Genomic DNA, 17,917 nt, shown 5'->3' on the forward strand with positions numbered 1-17,917 from the left:
AGCGCGTACACAAAACTGCACGGCCGTTAATGTCGTTGGAGTGTCACAGCAACTTCCCAGTTCCACGGTGTCCCCGTCGTGGCAGAAGCGGTTCGATTTCTTCAACACCTACGGCCTGCCGAACTCGACGCCCGAGTCGAAGGCGGCCTACAAGGCGCTGACGTTCATGGAGCGGGTGAAGCTGACCTCGAACATCCTGGCGTTCCTGTTCGGCCCCATCTACTTCTTCGTCAAGGGCATGTGGCGCAAGGGGCTGACGCTGCTCGGGATCTTCGTCGCGGTCGAGGTGGTGCTCGTCGTTCTCAACGTGTCGGATTCCCTGGCACGTGCCATCGGATTCGGTCTTGCCGCCATCGGTATGTCGACCGCGAATTACGCGTACTACCTGCACGTGGTGCGGGGTAGTCAGTCCTGGAACCTGTTCGAGGGACACGGCCGGCAGCGCTAGCTGTCGGCGAGCCCCAACCGCTTCAGCTGTCGCGGGCTCAGCGCGGTGCGCCGGACGTCGCCGTCGTACATGGCGAGGACGCGCGGATCCATCACGCGGCGCCACAGCATCGGAACGAGGCTGAGGACCAGCATCGCCGTGTAATTGCTCGGCAGCTGCGGCGCATCCTCGGCGTGCCGGATCACCTGGTAGCGGTGCGACGGGTCGATGTGGTGGTCGGAGTGCCGCTGCAGATGCAGCAGGAACACGTTCATGATCACGGTGTTGCTGTTCCAGCTGTGCGTGGGGCGCAGTCGCTCGTAGCGGCCCGACGGTAGTTTCTGCCGCCGCAGCCCGTAGTGCGACAGGTAGTTCATGGCCTCCAGCAGGAAGATGCCGATGAGCGCCTGGCCGAACAGCCACGGCAGGACCACGGGCCGGAACCACAGGGCCAACCCGGCGAACAAGATGACGCTCAACAGCCACGCGTTGAGGATGTCGTTGCGTACGTTCCAGCGTGAACGGCCTTGGCGGTCAAGGCGTTTGGTCTCGATTCGCCACGCCGAGCGGGTGCTGCCGACGACCGAGCGCACGACGAAGAAGTACACGTTCTCACCGAAGCGGGCGCTGGCCGGGTCCTCGGGTGTCGCGACGCGGACATGGTGTCCGCGGTTGTGTTCGACGTAGAACTGGCCGTACCAACTCTGGGCGAGCGCCAGCTTGCTCAGCCACCGTTCGGCGCGGTCGCGCCGGTGTCCCAGTTCGTGCGCCGCGTTGTTGGCGATGCCGCCGGACAGGCCGACCGCGACCATCAGCCCCAGCTTGTCGGTGAACGTCAACGTCACCCAGCCGCCACCGGCCCACACCCAGCAGCCGAAAGCCAGTGCGAGGTACTGCGTGGGCAGGAACATGTGGGTGGCGAACCGGTAGAACTTGTCCTGCTGCAGCTCGGCCAGGATGCGGTCGGGCGCACGATCGCCCTTCTCCCGCCCCAGTAGATGATCAGCGGCCGGCCCCGCCACCAGGATCACGAAGAGTGCCGTCCACCAGAAGACGTGCAGGCGGGTGGTCCACACCAGGAGCCAGGACAGCGTCACCGCACCGGGAGCGGACGGAACCAGCAGCCACAGGTATCTCTTCGGGTCCCGCCACGTGCCCGCAGCAACCTCGGAACCCACGTCGACAGCCCGCCGGTTTCGGCGGTCCGATGGGGTGGTCGACGTGGTCATCGAGCATTTATACCGCCGTCCCCATGAAGTCTCGACTCGGATGGAAAAACTATTTGCCAGAACGTCCAATATTTCTGGTCAAATGGGCTTTGAACTGCAGATTGATGCCCAGAATCACATGCGAACCCGCATTGCGGCGATTTGTATGAAATTGTCAGGAAACTCCCAGAATATGACAGAATTACCGCACCGATGGAAGCAATTTATTGGCCACTCGGTCAATAATGATTGCGGAGCATCGGGCAAATTCCCTTTCCGGGAGACGTAGCGCTGTTGCCCGTTTCCCGGGCGGCGCGGTCCGGGCGAGACGCCGGACGCCTGAAAACGCACCCCAAAACAAAAGGACCGGCCTGGTCAGGCCGGTCCTATGGAGCGGGCGACGGGAATCGAACCCGCGTAGCTAGTTTGGAAGACTAGGGCTCTACCATTGAGCTACGCCCGCGTGCACTGCTGCGATCACAGTACCGGCAGACAGTACCGGGACAGCGGCCGCCAATCCAATTGATGGTGTCGCGTGTCTAGGACGTAGTATCTCGACCGCGGTAATGCGACCGCGACGAGGCACGGGGTGTAGCGCAGCTTGGTAGCGCATCCGCTTTGGGAGCGGAAGGCCGCAGGTTCAAATCCTGTCACCCCGACCACCGACTGATGGCAAGTATCAAAAAACAAGGAGTAACGCTGTGAAGAGCACCGTGGAGCAGTTGAGCCCCACCCGGGTTCGCATCAACGTGGAGGTGCCCTTCACCGAGCTTCAACCCGAGTTCGACCAGGCCTACAAGGAGCTGGCCAAGCAGGTCCGCCTGCCCGGCTTCCGTCCCGGCAAGGCGCCGGCCAAGCTGCTCGAGGCACGCATCGGCCGCGGCGCGGTGCTGGAGCAGGTCGTCAACAGCGCCATCCCGGCCCGCTACGGCGAGGCCGTCACCGCCCAGGACGTGAAGCCGCTGGGCCAGCCGGAGATCGACATCACCAAGCTCGAGGACAACGACGAGCTCGTCTTCACCGCCGAGGTCGACGTCCGCCCGGAGATCGCCCTCCCGGACCTGAAGGCCATCAAGATCACCGTCGACCCGATCGTCATCAACGACGACGAGGTCGACGCCGAACTGCAGAACCTGCGCGCCCGCTTCGGCACCCTGACGGGTGTTGAGCGCGCGGCCGCCGACGGCGACTTCGTCTCGCTCGACCTGTCGGCCACCGTCGACGGTGAGGACGTGCCGGAAGCCAAGACCGAGGGCCTGTCGCACCAGATCGGTTCCGGTCAGCTGATCGAGGGCCTCGACGAGGCCATCATCGGCCTGAAGGCCGGCGAGTCCAAGGAATTCCCGACCACGCTGGCCGCCGGCGAGCACGCCGGTAAGGAAGCCCAGGTCACCGTCACCGTCAAGTCGGTCAAGGAGCGCGAGCTGCCGGAGCCGGACGACGACTTCGCCCAGCTGGCCAGCGAGTTCGACACCATCGACGAGCTGAAGGAGAGCCTGGTCACCCAGGTTCGCCGGGTGAAGCAGATCGGCCAGGCCGAGCAGATTCGCGACAAGGCCGTCGAGACCCTGCTGGAGCAGATCGAGGTGCCGCTGCCCGAGGCCATCGTCCAGGCGACCGTCGACGAGACCGTCCACAACGCGATCCACGGACTCGACCACGACGAGGCCAAGTTCGAGGAGCAGCTCAAGGAGCAGGGCAGCAGCCGCGAAGAGTTCGACGCGGACACCCGCACCAACGCCGAGAAGGCCGTCAAGACGCAGCTGCTGATGGACGCCATCGCCGATGAGCTGGACGTCAAGGTCGGCCAGGGCGACCTGATGGAGCGCATCGCTCTGATGGCCCGCCAGTACGGCATCGAGCCGCAGCAGCTGATCCAGATCCTGCAGCAGAACAACCAGCTGCCGTCCATGTTCGCCGACATCCGTCGCGGCATGACCATCGCCGCTGTGGTCTCCGGTGCGACCGTCACCGACACCGACGGCAACGCGGTCGACACCGCGGAGTTCTTCGGCCCGGCCGGCGACGCCGCTGAGGCCGAGGTCGCCGAGGCCGGCGACGAGGCCGAAGCGCCCGCCGCCGACGAGCCCGAGGCCGAGGACGAGAAGCCCGCCAAGGCCAAGAAGGCGAAGGCTGAGGCCAAGGACGAGAAGCCGGCCAAGGAAAAGAAGGCCAAGAAGGCCGCCAAGGATTCGAAGGACGAGGACTGAGTCCTCGAACTCTGATCGTGGTACAGGTGCCGCAGGTGTCTTCACTGATGCCTGCGGCACCGTCCGCTCTCCGGCGACTGTGACGCTGTGAGCGAACTAGACCGCGTCGGGGACTCGCGGCCGTCGGCCGTTGGTTAGTGTCGTGTGAACGAACTCGAGAAAGCAGGTATCCAGTCGTGACTGACATGCGTTCAAGCGCACCGGGGCTCAACCTCACGGACTCGGTCTATGAGCGTTTGCTTGCCGAGCGCATCATCTTCCTGGGCTCGCAGGTCGACGACGACATCGCCAACCGGCTGTGCGCCCAGATCCTGCTGCTGACGGCCGAAGATCCGTCCAAGGACATTCACATGTACATCAACTCGCCGGGTGGCTCGATCAGCGCCGGCATGGCGATCTTCGACACCATGGAGTTGTCGGAGTGCGACATCGCCACCTACGCGATGGGCATGGCCGCGTCGATGGGTGAGTTCCTGCTGGCCGCCGGCACCAAGGGCAAGCGCCACGCGCTGCCGCACGCCCGCGTCCTGATGCACCAGCCGCTCGGTGGCGTCACCGGTAGCGCGGCGGACATCGCGATCCAGGCCGAGCAGTTCCACGTCATCAAGAAGGAGATGTTCCGGCTCAACGCCCAATTCACGGGCAAGAGCATCGAGCAGATCGAGGCGGACTCCGACCGCGACCGCTGGTTCACCGCGCAGGAAGCGCTGGAATACGGCTTCGTCGACCACATCATCACCCGTGCAAACCTCAACGGCGGCAAGGGAGCCTCGAAGTGATCTCCAAGCATCTCAACCCGGAGCTGGCTCCGCAGGCGCGTTACATCCTGCCGCAGTTCAGCGAGCGCACCCACCTGGGTGAGCGCATCGTCGACCCCTACGCCAAGCTGTTCGACGAGCGCATCATCTTCCTGGGCGCCCAGGTCGACGACGTGTCGGCCAACGACGTGATGGCCCAGCTGCTGGTGCTCGAGTCGCAGGACCCCGATCGCGACATCACGATGTACATCAACTCGCCGGGTGGCTCGTTCACCTCGCTGATGGCCATCTACGACACCATGCAGTACGTCCGCGCCGACATCCAGACGGTCTGCCTCGGCCAGGCCGCCTCGGCCGCCGCGGTCCTGCTGGCCGCCGGTACGCCGGGCAAGCGCATGGCGCTGCCGAACGCCCGCGTGCTGATCCACCAGCCGTCGCTCGGTGGCGTCATCCAGGGTCAGTTCTCCGACCTGGAAATCCAGGCCGCCGAGATCGAGCGCATGCGGAGCCTCATGGAGGAGACGCTGGCGCGGCACACCGGCAAGGAAGCCGCTGTCATCCGCAAGGACACCGACCGCGACAAGATCCTCACCGCGACCGCCGCCAAGGACTACGGGATCATCGACACGGTCCTCGAGTACCGGAAGCTCTCGGCCCAGAAGGCCTGAGTCCCACAACGTGCAGCGGCCGTCAGCCTGTCCGGGCTGGCGGCCGCTGACGTTTATGCCTGATGCGCCGCCGGTTCGCTCAGGCTTTGTCGGGCTTGCCCTTCGGGGCGGAGGATGACGTGTCTGACTTGGGCTTCTTGTTCTTGGATGCACCGTGTTGTGTTGCGGATGAACTCGATGGATCGCTACGGGGAGGCGCTTGCCGTCCCGGCTTGGGCGAGGTCTGAGGGTCCGCTGTGGGCAGTGTCGGATCCGGGCCCTCGGGCGTTCCGAGTGCCGTCGCGGGTGTGGTCTTGCCGGCTCTGGTGTTCGCGGGAGTAGTTCGCGCATTCGCCGGGGCCGGCGGTGCGCGGTGCGTCGTATCGGCCGTCGGGTCGGCGATGGTGTCTGTCGATGCACCCGGTGTCGGGGCCGACAGGGGATTCACTGTGGCAACCGGGGCGGGCGTGACGGCTGCGGTCGCCGCCAACGGCAACACGGCTCTGATGGTGTTGAACACGGCAAGGCCGATCACGAAGGGTGCGACAACGACGGCCCCCAGGATCATCGCCGGTACGGCCAGCTGCGGTACGGCCTGAAAAATGGGGAACTGCTGCAGGAATCCCGCGGCGATGAGCGCCGAGACGAAGAAGACTCCGACCGCGCTCAAGGCGATCGTGGCGGGGATAGCTGAGATGGCGGCGACAATCTGATCCGGGGTCGGAAGTGGCGGCAGGCTCGGCAGGCTGAGCGCGGCCGTGGGTGTGGGTACGACGGCGGCGGTCGGGCTCGGTGCGGCCATGGTGCCGGCCGAGGTCGGCGTCGGCGTCGGCTTCGGATGGACAACCGCGAACTGCTGTTGCAGATCGCGCTGTACGGAGTTCAGAACCGTTGACAGCGAAGTGAATTGGACCACCGTCACACCTGCTTGCCCGGTGGCGGCCGTGGCCGGCGCCGCGATGAGCGGATGTGTCACCTGAGCCGCGGCCAGGATGCCGACGGTGATGGTGGCGCACCCGACGCGGTGGACGTTCGAGATGTGGTGTGCGGTCATGGCTGCCTCCTCGGGTGGATGTCGGCGGGCGCCCTCAGCGCGGACCGTTCCTGTAATTGTCGTGTGCGTCAATGACTGCTGTCTTCAGTCGATCGCCGTATTTGGCACCAAGAATCCGCCAAGGCGCCCACCGCACCCTGTGACGTGACCACGATCCCGGCCATTCGAACAGGACCTGCCATGAACCGACACTCCCGCCGCACCGCCGCCGCCCTGGCCACGGCCGCCCTGGCCGTGTCCCTGGCGGTCGGATTGCCCTTGGCCCAAGCGAACCCCACTCCCGATGCCGCGATGCCGGTGCCGTGGAACCAGGTCGGTGACGGCTGGACGCTGGCCACCTGGAACCCGGTGGCCGGACGTCGCCCGGGCGAGCGGCCCGCGCCCGACGAGGCGCCGCCCGCGAAAGCCGCCGACACGCTGTTCCTGATCGACCCGGCGGGGCACCGGTACGCCATCACGGCATTCGAGCCGAACGACAAGGGCTGGAAGCCGCATCTGCTGGACTGGTCGGGTGACGGCGGTCGGGCATTGTTCTCGATGGGTGACGACACCGTCATCGTGGTCGATCTGCACACCGGCAACCAGACGTCCTTCCCGACGCGCGCCTCCGCCCGTTTCAGCCGCCCGAACGGCCAGGCGATCGTGCTGTCGAGCAGCAGTCAGGACCAACCGAGCACCTTGCAACGCGTCGACCTCGCCGGCAACGTGCAGCTGACCTACCCGACCGAGAACCTCGCCGGCGCCGGTCGATTCGGCGGCGACTACCTGGAAACACCCGACGGCACGACGCTCGTGCTGTCGACGGCCAACCGGGGCAACGACGCGGCACCGCGAACGGACAACAGCTTCGTGCTCATGGGCAACGACGGCACCGTCGGGCGGGTGCTGCCGGTACCGATGCCCGGCGCCGTCTGCCGGACCACACGATGGCTGGCGCCAACGGATTTCGTCGCCAGTTGCACCGCGCAGAAGTCCGCCGGAAGCCAGCTGTGGAAGGTGCCGATCGACGGCTCGGCGCCGACCGCGCTCACCGCCGTCAACAACGCGAAGAACGAACCGGGATTCGACGGCGACTACGGCGATATCGACGCCTGGCAGTTGCCCAGCGGCACCTTCGTGCAGTCGCTCGGTGCTTGCGGCGTCATCTTCCTCTCCCGCGTGACCGCTGACGGGCATACGCAGCGGGTCAAGGTGCCGGGTGCGGGTGACAAGATCGACGTCGTCGGGGCGTCCGGCGACTCGTTGATCCTGAAGTCGACGAGCGGCTGCAGCCCGTCGACGGCGCTGATGTCCTACGACCCCGCCGCGAATTCCACCAAGGTCCTGCTCGGCCCCACCGTGAACGACGGCCGCGTCGTCGACGCCATGACATTCGCGGAGGGCTACCGGTCATGAGGCGGTTCGCGTCCGCACTGGTGGCCGTCGCTGCCGCGGCGACCCTGTCGCCGGCCGCGCACGCTGACGACCAGGTGACCACCGAGGCCTGCGGCTGGGTGCACCCCGACGAAGCCGCGGTCTTTCTCGACGGTCCGGCGACGGCCGAACCGATCCGGACCCAACTGCCCGAATTGTCTTGTGCCTACCGGGCATTCGACGAGCCACTGGGGCGGCGCAGCCTGGAATCCGATGTCCGGTTCGCCGATGCGTTCCCGTGGGACGCCGCAACGACATTCCGCCAGGTGGCCGAGTGGCCCAGGGCCACCGCGGTCGACGGCGTGGGCGTCAAGGCGGTCTGCACGTACGAACCGAATGTCACGCCGCCGTCGACGACGCTCACGGTGCTGTTGACGGGCGAACGGATCTATCGCGTCACGGGCAGCTACGTGTGGCGCTGCGAAACGCTGAAGACGTTCGCCGAACTGGCAATAGCCCGCATCGGCCGATAGCACCCGATACCCTCGGCCCATGCGGCCGACCGGAATCGATTTCGGTGTTCTGGGCACGCTGCGGATGGCCGTCGACGACCGCGTCGTCTCACTGGGCGCACCCAAGCAGCGCGCGGTGTTCGCGATGCTGCTGCTGGGCCGCGGCCGCCCGGTGTCGGTGGATGCGTTGATCGACGCGGTGTGGGAGCAGTCACCGGCCGCGGCCGCCCGCACCGCGCTGCACTCCTACATCTCCAACCTCCGAAAGATCTTGGCGGAGTCCGGAATGCCGCGGGAGGCCCTGGCCGCCGCCCCGCCCGGATACCGGCTCGACGTGGCGGAGGACGCAACCGACCTGGGGCGCTTCGAGAAGGAGAAGCTCGCTGGGTTGCGCGCGGCGGCCGCCGGTCAGTTCCCGTCCGCGGCGGTACACCTGTCGGCAGCCCTGGCTCAGTGGCGGGGACCGGTCCTCGGCGATCTGTCCGACTTCGCTTTCGTCGACGCCGTCGCCGCCGCTCTGGTCGACGAGCGCATCTCCGTGGAGACCGCGCGTGCGGAAGCTGAAATCGCCTGTGGCCAGGCAGCTCTGGTGATCGGCCCGCTGGAGACCCTGGTCGCCGAACACCCCTACCGCGAACCCCTGTGGGCGCAGTTGATCACTGCCTACTACAGCTGTGGGCGGCAGGCGGACGCGCTCGACGCGTTCCGGCGCGTGAAGTCGATCCTGGCCGAGGACCTCGGTATCGATCCCGGCTCGGCGATAAGTGCCCTGCAGCAACGCATTCTGCGTCAGGAACCACTCGACGTTCAGGGCACCGCGCAGGCGACGGCGGTGCACACCATCGGCCGGCTCCGCTCGGGCTCCACCCGGTCGACGGCGTCCAGGGCGGGCCTGCGCGACGCGTCCGGGCAGTGGTTTGCCCTGCGCGCGATGGCGACCCGGATCGGTCGCCTGGCCGACAACGACATCGTGCTCGACGCGGCAGACGTCAGCCGGCACCACGCCGTCATCGTCGATGCGGGCACCGGGCCGGTGATGGTGGACCTGCGTTCGGCCAACGGCGTGTACGTGCAGGGCACGCGGATCGAGGCCAACACCAATCTGTTCGACGGCGACCGCATCCGCATCGGCGCACATGAATTCACCCTCGAGCTCGGGTAGGAGCACACCAAGAATCTGCCAAGGGCAGCGGCGAACCATGAGCGCATGAGGATTTCGGTTGTCGCCCTGGCCGCGGCGGTGACGTTCCTGAGCGTCGCGCCGGCCGCGTCCGCTCAGCAGACGTGTGGTGCCCTGGGCGGGACGCCCGACGCCACCGGCATCTGCCGGATCCATGAGGTCGGCACCGGGTATGACCGGACCGTCGCCTTCCCGGTCGACTATCCCGACCAGCAAGCGGTCGCGGACTTCCTGGCCCAGGACCGCGCCGGTTTCGTCGGCTGGGTGGACGAGTTCGGCCGCGGCCGGGTGTACACCGAGACCGTGACGCCGACGGTGTACCGCTCGGCGCGGACCCAGAGCCTGGTGCTCAAGATCGTCGACCCGACGGGCCTGGCCCACGAAGGCCACCCCGACATCCGGTACCGGACCTTCACCTACGGAAATGGCGGGCCGATCACCATCGACTCGCTTTTCGGGCCGGGCTCCGATCCGGCGGCGATTCTCACGCCGGTGGTGCAGCGTGCGTTGAAGGCGCGTAACGCCGCGCTGATCGAACCGGACCGTGGCTCGTACCGGAACTTCGCGCTCACCGACGAGGCCGTCACCTTCTTTTTCGGCGAAAGCCAGCTCGCGGGCAACGGTGGCCCCCTCACGGTGGCGGTCCCGGTGGATGAGCTGGGCGGTCGGCTCCAGGGATAGGCCGGACGGGCTGCGTTCTTGCGCTGGCCGCGAAACGCGTCGGCAGCTTCGATGTGCACACGGTAGGGTTGCGGATAGGTGAACAGCCCTGATCAGAGGCTTGCCGAGCCAACGCCACGCGGCGCCGGAAAGACACGCCAGAATCACGGTCAGCGCGCCGAGGGGTGGCAAGCCACCGATCGGGCTATGTTCTCCTGCACACGGATAAATACCACCGGAGCGATTCGGCCCTTTCGGTCGCACCGCAACGGAGCGAACGGGTAGCGTCGGGATCACACCCGGAATAACCCACTATCTGGTGTAACGACTGACGGCGACCGGAGAAAGTAGGGCCTCACCCCATGGCGCGCATCGGAGACGGCGGTGACCTGCTGAAGTGCTCGTTTTGCGGAAAGAGCCAGAAGCAGGTCAAGAAGCTGATTGCTGGACCTGGCGTCTACATCTGCGACGAGTGCATCGACCTCTGCAACGAGATCATCGAAGAGGAGCTGGCCGACGCCGACGACGTCAAGCTCGATGAGCTGCCCAAGCCCCAGGAGATCCGGGACTTCCTCGAGGGCTACGTCATCGGCCAGGACAACGCCAAGAAGACGCTCGCCGTGGCCGTCTACAACCACTACAAGCGCATCCAGGCGCAGGAGAAGTCGCGTGACTCCCGGGGTGAGCCGGTCGAGCTCGCCAAGTCGAACATCCTGATGCTCGGGCCGACCGGTTGCGGCAAGACCTACCTGGCGCAGACCCTCGCCAAGATGCTCAACGTGCCGTTCGCCATCGCTGACGCGACCGCGCTGACCGAGGCCGGCTACGTCGGCGAGGACGTCGAGAACATCCTGCTGAAGCTGATCCAGGCCGCCGACTACGACGTCAAGCGCGCCGAGACCGGCATCATCTACATCGACGAGGTCGACAAGATCGCCCGCAAGAGCGAGAACCCGTCGATCACCCGCGACGTGTCCGGTGAGGGCGTGCAGCAGGCCCTGCTGAAAATCCTCGAGGGGACGCAGGCTTCGGTGCCGCCGCAGGGCGGTCGCAAGCACCCGCACCAGGAATTCATCCAGATCGACACCACCAACGTGCTGTTCATCGTGGCCGGCGCGTTCGCGGGCCTCGAGAAGATCGTGTCCGACCGGGTCGGCAAGCGCGGTCTGGGCTTCGGCGCCGAGGTGCACTCCAAGGCCGAGATCGACACCCAGGACCACTTCGCCGAGGTGCTGCCCGAGGACCTGATCAAGTTCGGCCTGATCCCCGAGTTCATCGGCCGCCTCCCGGTCGTGGCGTCGGTGACCAACCTGGACAAGGAATCGCTCGTGTCGATCCTGTCCAAGCCGAAGAACGCCCTCGTCAAGCAGTACGTCCGGCTCTTCGAGATGGACGGGGTGGAGCTCGAGTTCACCGACGACGCCCTCGACGCGATCGCCGACCAGGCCATTCACCGCGGAACCGGCGCCCGTGGCCTGCGCGCCATCATGGAAGAGGTCCTGCAGCCGGTGATGTTCGACATCCCGAGCCGCGACGACGTCGCCAAGGTGGTCGTGACCAAGGAAACCGTGCAGGACAACGTGCTGCCGACCATCGTGCCGCGCAAGGCGCCCCGCTCGGAGCGCCGCGACAAGAGCGCATAGGCCTCACCACAGGGAAAGCCCCCGCTCCGGCGGGGGCTTTCCCATTGGGTCTATTGGCCGCTGGGGCCGGGAGAGTCGCTACCTGACCACGCGGTCGGGCCGGGTGTAGACGTTCATCGATTCGTTGCGCAGGAAGGCCACGAGGGTGAGCCCGGCCTGGCTCGCCAGGTCGACCGCCAACGAGGACGGCGCGGACACCGCGGCGAGCACCGGAATGCCCGCCATGACGGCCTTCTGCGTCAGTTCGAACGACGCCCGGCCGCTGACCAGGAGGACGGTGCCCGTCAGCGGAACTCGGCCCTGCTCGAGCGCCCAGCCGATCACCTTGTCCACGGCGTTGTGCCGGCCGATGTCCTCGCGGGCCACGAACATCTCACCGTCGGCGCTGAACAGCGCGGCAGCGTGCAGCCCGCCGGTGCTGTTGAACACCTTCTGGGCCTGGCGCAGCTGCTGGGGCAGCGCCGACAGGGTGGCATTGGTGACGGTGGTCGGATCGTCGCCGGGGGAGTAGTGGCTGACGGTCCGGACGGCGTCGATGGACGCCTTGCCGCACACGCCGCACGACGAGGTGGTGTAGAAGTTGCGTGTCACGTCGACCGACGGCGGCGGGACGTGCGGTGCCAGCATCACGTCGAGCACGTTGTAGGTGTTGGTGCCGTCGTCGGTGGCGCCGCGGCAGTAGGCGACGCGGGCGATGTCGTCGCGCCGGGCGATGACGCCCTCGGTGAGCAGAAACCCTTGGGCCAGTTCGACATCCGAGCCCGGTGTCCGCATGGTGACGGTGAGGGGAGTGCCGTTGACCCGGATCTCCAGCGGTTCCTCGACGGCCAATGTCTCCGGCCGTGACACCGACCCACCCGAGGTGACGTGTTCAGCCCGCCGGCGCGCGGTTACCCGACCCATGGCTGGTCCGATCCCCCCTCGCTGCGCTCGACCCCTGGGACAAGCCTAATCACCACTGCCTTGGATACCGGCGTGTTCGACTTCCGGGCAGTGTGGTCCAACGGGATCAACGGATTGGTCTCCGGGTAGTAGGCCGCGGCATTGCCCGCGGGTGTCGAATAGGGCACCACCAGAAAGTCTTTCGCGCGGCGCTCGTGGCCGTCGAATTCGGAGACCAGATCGACCCGGCTGCCCTCACGCAGGCCGAGGGCAGCGATGTCGGAGGGGTTGACGAACACCACGCGCCGGCCGCCCTTGACGCCGCGGTAGCGGTCGTCCAGGCCGTAGATGGTGGTGTTGTACTGGTCGTGGCTGCGCAGGGTCTGGAGCACCAGCCTGCCCTCGGGTACCGGCACCCATTCGACGGGCTCGACCGAGAAGTTGGCTTTGCCTGTGTGCGTGGGGAATTCGCGGGAATCCCGGGGCGGGTGGGGTAGCTGGAAGCCGTCCGGCTGACGGACGCGGGTGTTGTAGTCGGCACATCCGGGAACGACGTCGGCGATGGCGTCGCGGATGCCGTCGTAGTCGGCGTTGAAGGATTCCCACGGCACCGGGTGTGCCGGCCCGAGCAGGGTCCGGGCCAGCTGGCAGACGATCGCGACCTCGCTGCGCACCTGGTCGCTGGGTGGGGTCAGCCCACCGCGCGACAGGTGCACCATCGACATCGAATCCTCCACCGACACCACCTGCTTGCCACCGGCCTGGAAGTCCTTGTCGGTGCGACCGAGGGTGGGCAGGATCAGGGCGGTGCGGCCGTGAATGACGTGGCTGCGGTTGAGCTTCGTCGAAATCTGTACCGTCAGAGCGCAATTGCGCATCGCCGCGGCGGTGACGTCGGTGTCGGGGGTGGCCGAGACGAAGTTGCCGCCCATTCCGATGAAGACCTTGGCGTGCCCGTCGCGCATGGCCCGGATCCCGTCGACGGTGTCGTGACCGTGCTTGCGCGGGGAGGTGATGCCGAACCGGGCGTCCAGCGCGGCCAGGAATTCTTCGGGCATCTTCTCCCAGATGCCCATGGTCCGGTCGCCCTGCACGTTGGAGTGGCCGCGCACGGGACACACGCCCGCGCCGGGCTTTCCGATCATGCCCCGCAGGAGCAGCAGGTTGGTGGCCTCACCGATGGTGGCGACCGCGTGCTTCTGCTGGGTCAGGCCCATCGCCCAGCAGATGATGGTGCGCTCCGAGCGGATCAACGCATCGGCGACCCGCTGCAACTGGTCGCGGCTGATGCCACTGGCCGCGGTGACGGTGTCCAGATCGACTGCGCGGGTTCGGGATTCGTAGTCGTCGAAGCCGGCGCAGTGCCGCTCGATGAAGTCGCGGTCCACCACGGTCCCCGGCGCCCGGTCCTCGGCTTCCAGCAGCAGCCGGCCCAGGCCGGCGAACAGCGCCATGTCGCCGCCGATGCGGATCTGCACGAACTCGTCGGCGATGGGCACCCCGTGGCCGACGACGCCGTGCACCTTCTGCGGATCCTTGAACCGCATCAGCCCGGCCTCGGGGAGGGGGTTGATCGCAATGATCTTGGCGCCGCCGGCTTTCGCCTTCTCCAGCACCGACAGCATGCGCGGGTGGTTGGTGCCCGGGTTCTGCCCGGCGATGACGATGCAGTCGGCGTGGATGACGTCGTCGACGGTGACCGAGCCCTTGCCGATGCCGATCGACTCGACCAGCGCGGTGCCCGACGACTCGTGGCACATGTTGGAGCAGTCCGGCAGGTTGTTGGTGCCGAAACTGCGCGCGAGCAGTTGGTACAGGAACGCGGCCTCGTTGCTGGTGCGGCCGGAGGTGTAGAACAGCGCTTCGTCGGGGCTGCCGAGGGCATTGAGTTCGCCGGCGATCAGCGCGTAGGCGTCGTCCCAGCCGATCGGGCGGTAATGCGTGTCGCCGGGCGCCAGCACCATCGGATGCGTGAGGCGGCCCTGCTGGGACAGCCAGTATTCGGGCTGCTCGGCAAGTTCGGCGACCGAATGCCGCGCGAAGAATTCCGGGGTGACGCGCCGCCGCGTCGCCTCCTCGGCCACGGCTTTGGCGCCGTTCTCACAGAACTCGGCCAGCTTGCGTCCGCCGTGTTCCTCCGGCCACGCGCAGCCGGGGCAGTCGAAGCCGTGCCGCTGATTGATCCTGGTCAGCGTCTCCGCGGTGCGTAGCGGCCCCATCTGCTCGATGGTGCGGCGCATGCTGACCATCACGGCCTTGACGCCGGCGGCCTCGTGCTTCGCCCCGGTGACCGCTACGTCGTGTTCGTCGTAGGAGGCATCGACGTCGTTGTCGCTGACAGTGGTCATCTGCCCAATCTAATCCTCACGATCGGCCTGATCAGGCCGAGAGACGGCGTTCCTGATCGGCATTTCAGATGCACCGATAGGCGGCACCTATCACCGGTGCAGGCGACGGCCGGGCAGGGAAACGCGGCGATACGGAATAGATACCCCATGGGGTATATTGATATACCTGTAGGGGTATAGCGCACCGTGGCGCTGTCCCACTGGGAGAAAGAAGATCGACGATGATCCTGCAGCAGTACTACCTGGACTGTCTGTCGCACGCGTCTTACCTGATCGGTGACGAAACCACCGGCCGCGCAGTGGTTGTGGACCCGCAGCGTGACGTCGCCGGATACGTCGCCGATGCCGCAGCGCAGGGACTGACCATCGAATTGGTCATCGAGACCCACTTTCATGCGGACTTCCTCTCCGGTCATCTCGAGCTGGCCGAGGCCACCGGCGCGAAGATCGTCTACTCGGCGGTCGCCGAGACCGAGTTCGAGTCGATGGGCGTCGCCGACGGTGAGCGGTACTCGCTGGGCGACGTGACGCTGGAGTTCCGTCATACCCCCGGCCACACGCCCGAGTCGATGAGCGTGGTGGTCTACGCGCACGCCGATGACGAGGTGCCCTACGGCGTCCTGACCGGCGACACGCTGTTCATCGGCGACGTCGGCCGCCCCGACCTGTTGGCGTCCATCGGCTTCACGCGAGAAGAGTTGGCGGACAAGCTCTATGACTCGTTGCACACCAAGCTGATGACGCTGCCCGACGCCACCCGGGTGTACCCCGCACACGGCGCGGGCTCGGCGTGCGGCAAGAACCTGTCGACGGACCTGTGGTCGACGATCGGTGATCAGAAGGCGACGAACTACGCACTGCGCGCCGCCGACAAGGCGACGTTCCTGAATCTGGTCACCGAGGGCCAACCGCCCGCGCCCGGCTACTTCGCCTACGACGCGATTCTCAACCGGAAGGACCGGGAACTGTTGGACGAGGCCGAGATGCCGGCCGCGCTGACCTACGACCAGGCACGCGCGGCGATCGACGCCGGCGCCGTTCTGGTGGACGGCCGCGGCCCGGAAGACTTCGCGCAGGGACATCTGCGTGGTGCGGTCAACATCGGACTGGCGGGCCGCTACGCCGAGTTCGCCGGATCGGTTCTGCCGTCCGACGTCGACGTCGTCCTGTTCACCGAGCCGGGGCAGGAACTGGAGGGCAAGAACCGGCTCGCCCGAATCGGTTTCGACCGCGTCATCGGCTACGTGGCCGACCCGTACCGGGTGCTGATCGAGCACCGGGACGACGTCCAGGTGGCATCGCGCCTGACCGCCAAGGCATTTGGCGACCGGGTGGCCACGGTGCCGAACCTGCAGATCGTCGACGTGCGCAATCCGGGGGAGGTCGAGTCCGGAGCCATCCCGAACGCCGTCAGCATCCCGGTGGGTCAACTGCCCGCCCGGCTGGGGGAGTTGGACCCCACCAAGCCGACGGTCGTGTACTGCGCCGGCGGCTACCGGTCATCGGTTGCGGCAAGTCTGCTGCGGCGCAACGGATGCCGCGACGTGAGCGACATCCTGGGCGGATACGGCGCCTGGGCGGAGGCCACCCGGAACAGCTGACTACGACCGTCGCCGTCTGAAGAAGCGCCCTGCCGTTCCGCTCGAGGAGAGTGAAGTTCCGTGGATATCGTTGTCGCCCTTGGCCTGGGCGCCGTCATCGGCGCCCTGCTGGGCCTGCTCGGCGGCGGCGGGTCGATCCTCGCGGTGCCGGCCCTGGTCTACGTGCTGGGGCTCGGCATCGAGCGGGCGATTCCGATGTCGCTGTTGGTCGTCGGCATCGCCTCGGCGGTGGGCGCGCTGCCGAAGATTCGGGCCGGCCACGTCCAATGGCGGTTGGCCGCCGTGTTCTCGGCGGCGGGTATCCCGGCGACCTTCATTGGCAGTGCCATCGGCCGCCACCTGCCGCAGCCGGTGCTCCTCGTCGGCTTCGCCGCGGTCATGGTGCTGGCCGGAATCCGGATGCTGCAGGACAACGGCGGCACCGGTACCGCCTGCAGAGTCGGTGATTCCGGCATCAATTGGCGCCGCTGTGCCTCCAGATCGATTCCTGCGGGCTTCCTCGTCGGGCTGCTCACCGGACTCTTCGGCGTCGGCGGCGGCTTTCTGATCATTCCGGCGCTCGTGTTGATGCTCGGGGTGGAGATGCCCATCGCGATCGGTACCTCGCTGCTCATCATCGTCGCGAACTCGTTGGCGGGCCTGCTGTCCCACCTCAGCGGCACCAGCATCGACTGGACCATCGCCGCGGCGTTCGTCGGTACCGCGATCGTCGGTTCGCTGTTCGCCGGGCACCTGGGCACCCGGCTCGACACCCGGCGGCTGCAGCGCTGGTTCGCCTACCTGGTCTTCGCGGTCGCGGCGTATGTGCTCATCGACACGGCCGCCGTGAGCTTCTTGTGACGTGACCAGCGGTGTCCGCAAATCTTCACCAGACCGACATGTCGGCGCCCCGTCGCGTGACGTGCACAGTTGCCCAGCTTCTGGACAATGGCCGTATGGATACCGATACCGGCCGTGGTACGCCGGGTCGCCGCGCCTGGGCCGACCCGCTGGCGTTGGGGTTCCAGGCACACCGGCAGCTGATGCTGCTTCGCCTGCGGTGGCACGGCCGCCGTCTGGACACCCGTCCAGACGGGCAACCGGACTGACGCCTAATCGCTTGTGCCGCCGGATGTTTCCGATGCGGCCGAGTGCTAGCGCGGACCGCTACCGATCGGTAACCGCGTTCTTAGGAATTCCACCTGCCGGAACGTGATGAAAGCCACATTTTGACAGGTGTCAAGCGGCCGCAATCGATTTGACGTGCGCATTTGTGGGGTCGCCACACCGCCTTCAATGGCGCGTCCTGGCGAGTGCACCCTAAGAGAAGTGCAATAATCGGTACTAGCAGTGACATCAAAATTTTGGCGGGCGCCGGGCTGGCGATCGTGAGCACCGTTCTGCGGCGTCTCCGAACAGTGCGACGGACGGTCGAAACAGAGTGTGAAAGGCAGG

17 protein-coding genes and 2 tRNA genes are annotated in these 17,917 nt (G+C 66.7%); 14 read left to right on the top strand and 5 right to left on the bottom strand.

Annotation, left to right across the window (positions count from 1 at the left end; all coding sequences use genetic code 11):
• The first annotated feature begins 40 nt into the window (after positions 1–40).
• Positions 41–448, top strand: a complete 408-nt coding sequence (locus tag BR47_RS0109585; RefSeq protein ID WP_029119367.1) for a DUF2628 domain-containing protein — start codon at positions 41–43, stop codon at positions 446–448.
• On the opposite strand, the gene BR47_RS0109590 is transcribed toward BR47_RS0109585, so the two are convergent.
• Positions 445–1,656 (bottom strand): alkane 1-monooxygenase, encoded by a 1,212-nt coding sequence (locus tag BR47_RS0109590; RefSeq protein WP_051634708.1) that lies wholly within the window; start codon positions 1,654–1,656, stop codon positions 445–447. The genes BR47_RS0109585 and BR47_RS0109590 overlap by 4 nt on opposite strands.
• Between BR47_RS0109590 and BR47_RS33025 the strand changes: the two genes are divergently transcribed.
• Positions 1,649–1,924, top strand: coding sequence for a hypothetical protein (locus BR47_RS33025; RefSeq protein ID WP_141772218.1), 276 nt, complete (start codon positions 1,649–1,651; stop codon positions 1,922–1,924). The genes BR47_RS0109590 and BR47_RS33025 overlap by 8 nt on opposite strands.
• Before the next feature lie 100 nt (positions 1,925–2,024).
• Here the strand turns inward: BR47_RS33025 and BR47_RS0109595 are convergent.
• Positions 2,025–2,098 (bottom strand) — tRNA-Gly (locus BR47_RS0109595).
• 122 nt (positions 2,099–2,220) lie between these two features.
• On the opposite strand from BR47_RS0109595, the gene BR47_RS0109600 reads away from it, so the two are divergent.
• From BR47_RS0109600 to BR47_RS0109615, 4 genes are all read left to right on the top strand, one after another.
• Positions 2,221–2,297: transfer RNA gene (locus BR47_RS0109600), tRNA-Pro, on the top strand.
• Between the two features lie 39 nt (positions 2,298–2,336).
• Positions 2,337–3,845 carry a trigger factor gene (gene tig, locus BR47_RS0109605; RefSeq protein ID WP_029119369.1) on the top strand — a complete coding sequence of 503 codons (1,509 nt, stop codon included), beginning with the start codon at positions 2,337–2,339 and terminating at the stop codon, positions 3,843–3,845.
• 185 nt (positions 3,846–4,030) lie between these two features.
• Positions 4,031–4,624, top strand: coding sequence for an ATP-dependent Clp protease proteolytic subunit (locus BR47_RS0109610; protein ID WP_020102210.1), 594 nt, complete (start codon positions 4,031–4,033; stop codon positions 4,622–4,624).
• Positions 4,624–5,271, top strand: a complete 648-nt coding sequence (locus BR47_RS0109615; RefSeq protein WP_029119370.1) for an ATP-dependent Clp protease proteolytic subunit — start codon at positions 4,624–4,626, stop codon at positions 5,269–5,271. Before BR47_RS0109610 ends, BR47_RS0109615 begins: the two co-directional genes overlap by 1 nt.
• 79 nt (positions 5,272–5,350) lie before the next feature.
• On the opposite strand, the gene BR47_RS0109620 is transcribed toward BR47_RS0109615, so the two are convergent.
• Positions 5,351–6,304, bottom strand: a complete 954-nt coding sequence (locus BR47_RS0109620) for a hypothetical protein (protein ID WP_029119371.1) — start codon at positions 6,302–6,304, stop codon at positions 5,351–5,353.
• Positions 6,305–6,484: 180 nt separating this feature from the next.
• Between BR47_RS0109620 and BR47_RS0109625 the strand changes: the two genes are divergently transcribed.
• The 5 genes from BR47_RS0109625 (at position 6,485) to clpX (ending at position 11,652) form a co-directional block, all read left to right on the top strand.
• Positions 6,485–7,699: a hypothetical protein gene (locus BR47_RS0109625; protein WP_029119372.1), complete on the top strand. Its 1,215-nt coding sequence runs from the start codon at positions 6,485–6,487 to the stop codon at positions 7,697–7,699.
• On the top strand, positions 7,696–8,190 hold the full coding sequence (locus tag BR47_RS0109630; RefSeq protein ID WP_029119373.1) for a hypothetical protein: 495 nt from the start codon (positions 7,696–7,698) through the stop codon (positions 8,188–8,190). The genes BR47_RS0109625 and BR47_RS0109630 overlap by 4 nt, the downstream gene beginning before the upstream one ends.
• A 19-nt stretch (positions 8,191–8,209) precedes the next feature.
• On the top strand, positions 8,210–9,331 hold the full coding sequence (locus BR47_RS0109635; protein ID WP_029119374.1) for a BTAD domain-containing putative transcriptional regulator: 1,122 nt from the start codon (positions 8,210–8,212) through the stop codon (positions 9,329–9,331).
• 45 nt (positions 9,332–9,376) lie between these two features.
• The gene (locus tag BR47_RS30145; protein WP_036426985.1) at positions 9,377–10,030 is read left to right on the top strand and encodes an RsiV family protein; all 654 of its coding nucleotides are present in this window, start codon (positions 9,377–9,379) and stop codon (positions 10,028–10,030) included.
• A gap of 341 nt (positions 10,031–10,371) precedes the next feature.
• A complete protein-coding gene (clpX, locus tag BR47_RS0109645; RefSeq protein ID WP_020102203.1) occupies positions 10,372–11,652 on the top strand; it encodes an ATP-dependent Clp protease ATP-binding subunit ClpX in 1,281 nt (426 codons plus the stop codon).
• Between the two features lie 78 nt (positions 11,653–11,730).
• Here the strand turns inward: clpX and fdhD are convergent, their stop codons facing one another.
• The gene (gene fdhD / locus BR47_RS0109650) at positions 11,731–12,555 is read right to left on the bottom strand and encodes a formate dehydrogenase accessory sulfurtransferase FdhD (RefSeq protein ID WP_029119375.1); all 825 of its coding nucleotides are present in this window, start codon (positions 12,553–12,555) and stop codon (positions 11,731–11,733) included.
• Positions 12,543–14,882, bottom strand: coding sequence for an FdhF/YdeP family oxidoreductase (locus BR47_RS0109655; protein ID WP_029119376.1), 2,340 nt, complete (start codon positions 14,880–14,882; stop codon positions 12,543–12,545). Before BR47_RS0109655 ends, fdhD begins: the two co-directional genes overlap by 13 nt.
• A 221-nt stretch (positions 14,883–15,103) precedes the next feature.
• Here BR47_RS0109655 and BR47_RS0109660 point away from each other — a divergent pair, with 221 nt between their 5' ends.
• From BR47_RS0109660 to BR47_RS33030, 3 genes are all read left to right on the top strand, one after another.
• Positions 15,104–16,483: an MBL fold metallo-hydrolase gene (locus BR47_RS0109660; RefSeq protein WP_029119377.1), complete on the top strand. Its 1,380-nt coding sequence runs from the start codon at positions 15,104–15,106 to the stop codon at positions 16,481–16,483.
• Positions 16,484–16,543: 60 nt separating this feature from the next.
• The gene (locus tag BR47_RS0109665) at positions 16,544–17,323 is read left to right on the top strand and encodes a sulfite exporter TauE/SafE family protein (RefSeq protein WP_029119378.1); all 780 of its coding nucleotides are present in this window, start codon (positions 16,544–16,546) and stop codon (positions 17,321–17,323) included.
• 95 nt (positions 17,324–17,418) lie between these two features.
• A complete protein-coding gene (locus tag BR47_RS33030) occupies positions 17,419–17,571 on the top strand; it encodes a hypothetical protein (protein ID WP_020102196.1) in 153 nt (50 codons plus the stop codon).
• Positions 17,572–17,917: the final 346 nt, after the last annotated feature.

It is taken from the genome of Mycobacterium sp. UNC410CL29Cvi84 (assembly GCF_000686745.1).
In the GTDB taxonomy this organism is placed as follows: domain Bacteria; phylum Actinomycetota; class Actinomycetes; order Mycobacteriales; family Mycobacteriaceae; genus Mycobacterium; species Mycobacterium mucogenicum_B.

Bases quoted from the DNA above. Each gene is read 5' to 3' on its own strand.
- BR47_RS0109660 (WP_029119377.1), top strand. From the start codon at position 15,104: ATGATCCTGCAGCAGTACTACCTGGACTGTCTGTCGCACGCGTCTTAC.
- BR47_RS0109635 (WP_029119374.1), top strand. From the start codon at position 8,210: ATGCGGCCGACCGGAATCGATTTCGGTGTTCTGGGCACGCTGCGGATG.
- BR47_RS33030 (WP_020102196.1), top strand. From the start codon at position 17,419: ATGGATACCGATACCGGCCGTGGTACGCCGGGTCGCCGCGCCTGGGCC.
- BR47_RS0109625 (WP_029119372.1), top strand. From the start codon at position 6,485: ATGAACCGACACTCCCGCCGCACCGCCGCCGCCCTGGCCACGGCCGCC.
- fdhD (WP_029119375.1), bottom strand. From the start codon at position 12,555: ATGGGTCGGGTAACCGCGCGCCGGCGGGCTGAACACGTCACCTCGGGT.
- BR47_RS0109590 (WP_051634708.1), bottom strand. From the start codon at position 1,656: ATGACCACGTCGACCACCCCATCGGACCGCCGAAACCGGCGGGCTGTC.
- BR47_RS0109630 (WP_029119373.1), top strand. From the start codon at position 7,696: ATGAGGCGGTTCGCGTCCGCACTGGTGGCCGTCGCTGCCGCGGCGACC.
- clpX (WP_020102203.1), top strand. From the start codon at position 10,372: ATGGCGCGCATCGGAGACGGCGGTGACCTGCTGAAGTGCTCGTTTTGC.
- BR47_RS0109655 (WP_029119376.1), bottom strand. From the start codon at position 14,882: ATGACCACTGTCAGCGACAACGACGTCGATGCCTCCTACGACGAACAC.
- BR47_RS0109620 (WP_029119371.1), bottom strand. From the start codon at position 6,304: ATGACCGCACACCACATCTCGAACGTCCACCGCGTCGGGTGCGCCACC.
- BR47_RS0109610 (WP_020102210.1), top strand. From the start codon at position 4,031: ATGCGTTCAAGCGCACCGGGGCTCAACCTCACGGACTCGGTCTATGAG.
- BR47_RS30145 (WP_036426985.1), top strand. From the start codon at position 9,377: ATGAGGATTTCGGTTGTCGCCCTGGCCGCGGCGGTGACGTTCCTGAGC.